General features: G+C 32.6%; 3 protein-coding genes and 1 pseudogene. All 4 read right to left on the bottom strand.

Features of this window, described 5'->3' with window-relative positions; genetic code table 11:
- A partial coding sequence (locus tag AC1DJR_RS26175; protein WP_477003874.1) for an ABC transporter permease occupies positions 1–958 on the bottom strand: 958 nt, incomplete at its 3' end.
- The gene (locus AC1DJR_RS26170; RefSeq protein ID WP_002032219.1) at positions 955–1,680 is read right to left on the bottom strand and encodes an ABC transporter ATP-binding protein; all 726 of its coding nucleotides are present in this window, start codon (positions 1,678–1,680) and stop codon (positions 955–957) included. The genes AC1DJR_RS26175 and AC1DJR_RS26170, both read right to left, overlap by 4 nt.
- A gap of 184 nt (positions 1,681–1,864) precedes the next feature.
- Complete coding sequence (locus AC1DJR_RS26165; protein ID WP_477003873.1) at positions 1,865–2,116, bottom strand: hypothetical protein; 252 nt, start codon at positions 2,114–2,116, stop codon at positions 1,865–1,867.
- Between the two features lie 216 nt (positions 2,117–2,332).
- Positions 2,333–2,537 (bottom strand): annotated as a pseudogene (locus AC1DJR_RS26160) (metallophosphoesterase); the annotation flags it as partial.

Here is a 2,537-nt window from a genome sequence, read left to right as displayed (position 1 = left end):
GTAGTAATACAGTAAGATCTAATGCAATCTCTGTAAACCCTTGATTCCGAATCATTACTTGTCTCATAGCGTCAGCACCATATGTGAGTGGAAATAATTCACCTAACATTTGTAACCATGTATTCATGGATTCCATTGGAAACAACCCAGAAAAGAAGACTTGTGGCACGATAACAAGCGGTATAAATTGAATCATTTGAAATTCATTATTTGCGTATGCCGATAAAAATGTGCCTAATGTTAGTGCAGTTAAAGAAAGCATACATGTTATAAGTAGCGTTAGCCATATTGAACCAGCTACATATAAATCTAAAATATAAACTGAAAAACTTACAATTATAATAGATTGTATAAATGCAAAGATTCCAAAACCAATAATATATCCTAAAACTATTTCCCATCTTCTCACTGGTGTGGACAATAATCTCTCTAATGTACCACTTAAACGTTCTCTTACAAAAGATACTCCGGACAATATAAATACAAAGAAAAATGTAAAGAAACCAATTAATACGGGACCAAGCCCATCGAACATCGTAATGTCTTTAGAGCCATGTAAATAATCCACTTCAGGCTTCATCATYGATACATYATTCTTCTCTGTACTCTTTTGCAATACTTGAAGTACCGCACGGTTTTTTGATGAATCACTGCCTTCTAATAGAAGATTCATTTTTCCATTTTCTAAATGAATTACTGCATCTACCTTTTGCTTTTCTAATTCCGAAATTGCTTTGTCTTTACTATATTCATAAATTGATGCTTCTTGATTTTTCATTGCTTTTACTATAGGAGCAGGTACATCGACTACAGCAATATGCGGTATATAGTCTTTTTGTGTAAATATTAGCGATAATAACCAAAGTAATAACATTGGTGCCCCAAACATCATTGCTAAAGAACGCTTATCTCGAAAAAATTGACGAATGATACGGATGACTACACCATTAACTCTCATGATTCAATCACTCCTTCTAACATAAAGACATCTTCAATTCGTCCAGAAGATGTTTGTTTTTTCAATTCCTCCGGTGTGCCAATCGCAACTAAATTCCCTTCTCTAATTAGCCCTAGACGTTCGCAAAACTCAGCTTCATCCATAATGTGCGTTGTTACAATAATAGTTGTTCCTTTCTTTTTAAGGTCATAAAACTTCTCCCAAATCGATTTTCGAAGTAGAGGATCTATCCCAACTGTTGGCTCATCTAAAATTAATATTTCTGGTTCATGAAGGAGTGCTATCGCCAATGATAAACGTTTTTTCATTCCACCTGAAAAATGCTGTACTTGCTTTTTCATATGCTCTGATAATTGCACAAGTTCAAAAACTTCTACGATTCTCTCTTTCTTACGCTTACCTTTTAACCCATACATCGTTGCAATAAAATCTGCATTTTCATATGCCGATAGTTCTTCGTATAATGCATCAGCCTGAGCCATATAACCAATTCTTTTCATTTCATTTAGATTAGGCATGTTTGTATTAAAAACAATTACATCCCCTGTAGTTGACTCATTAATACCTGCAATCATTTTAATGAGTGTTGTTTTCCCTGATCCGGAAGGTCCAACCAAGCCAAAAATTTCTGCTTTTTCTACTTGCAGCGAAAGGTTATGCAAAACTTCTTTTTTCCCAAAACTTTTTGATACATCTCGTAAAATAATTGAAGGTTGCTGCACTAAAAATCCCCCTTTTCTTTAAAATGAGTGAGTACTCACTTTTATTTTACTCTCGAATTATTATATGTCAAACTTTTCAAACATATATTTTTTCTGTTATTTACTAAATCAATGAAACAGAGTCGACATTAGAATATCTTTTCTTAAAGTCGACTCTGTTTCATTGTGAATTATTCGATTTTTGTTATGTTTTTAAATTTAAATACCTTCTAATTCTAGCAACATCTAATGAATATTCGATAACTATTTGCTGTATTGGTAATATAACCGTTTCCGGATATAAATGTGCATATTGTAACGTTTCTGCATACTTTTCCAACCGTTTTTCTAAATACTTTACAATTTGCTCAGGATGACTTACTAATAAAGACGTACWATAATAATGAATTTGCTCCTCAATCGCCGTATATTCTTCAATTTCAAATTCTTTATGCATTTGTACACCCCTTTATATTTTTAATATTGCTTAATAATAACTATTTTAACTCGACTAATTTTTAAGTTTTTTGATTATTTACACTATAACAAACTCAATAGGTCAAATTTTGTTACTTTATGTAACGTTGAAAAATTTTAACAAAATTGTAATGGAAACTTGTACTCAAGAAAAACTACCTTTAAATTATTCTCCTAAACAAAAAAGCCGTACAGATTAATTTAACTGCACGACTACAATCTCAGGTCTATTAAAAACTCTTTGCGGAATGATACTATTGCCTAATCCTCTACTAACTATCATAGACGTATTTTGTTGTTCATATAAACCCGCTGTATATTTGGGCAGTATTCCTTGATTAGGAGCAACTAATCCCCCGATAAAAGGTAACCGAACTTGTCCCCCATGTGCAGCATGACCC

The organism is Bacillus sp. 05T31 (assembly GCF_056396725.1).
This window is presented reverse-complemented; position numbering and strand designations above follow the sequence as displayed.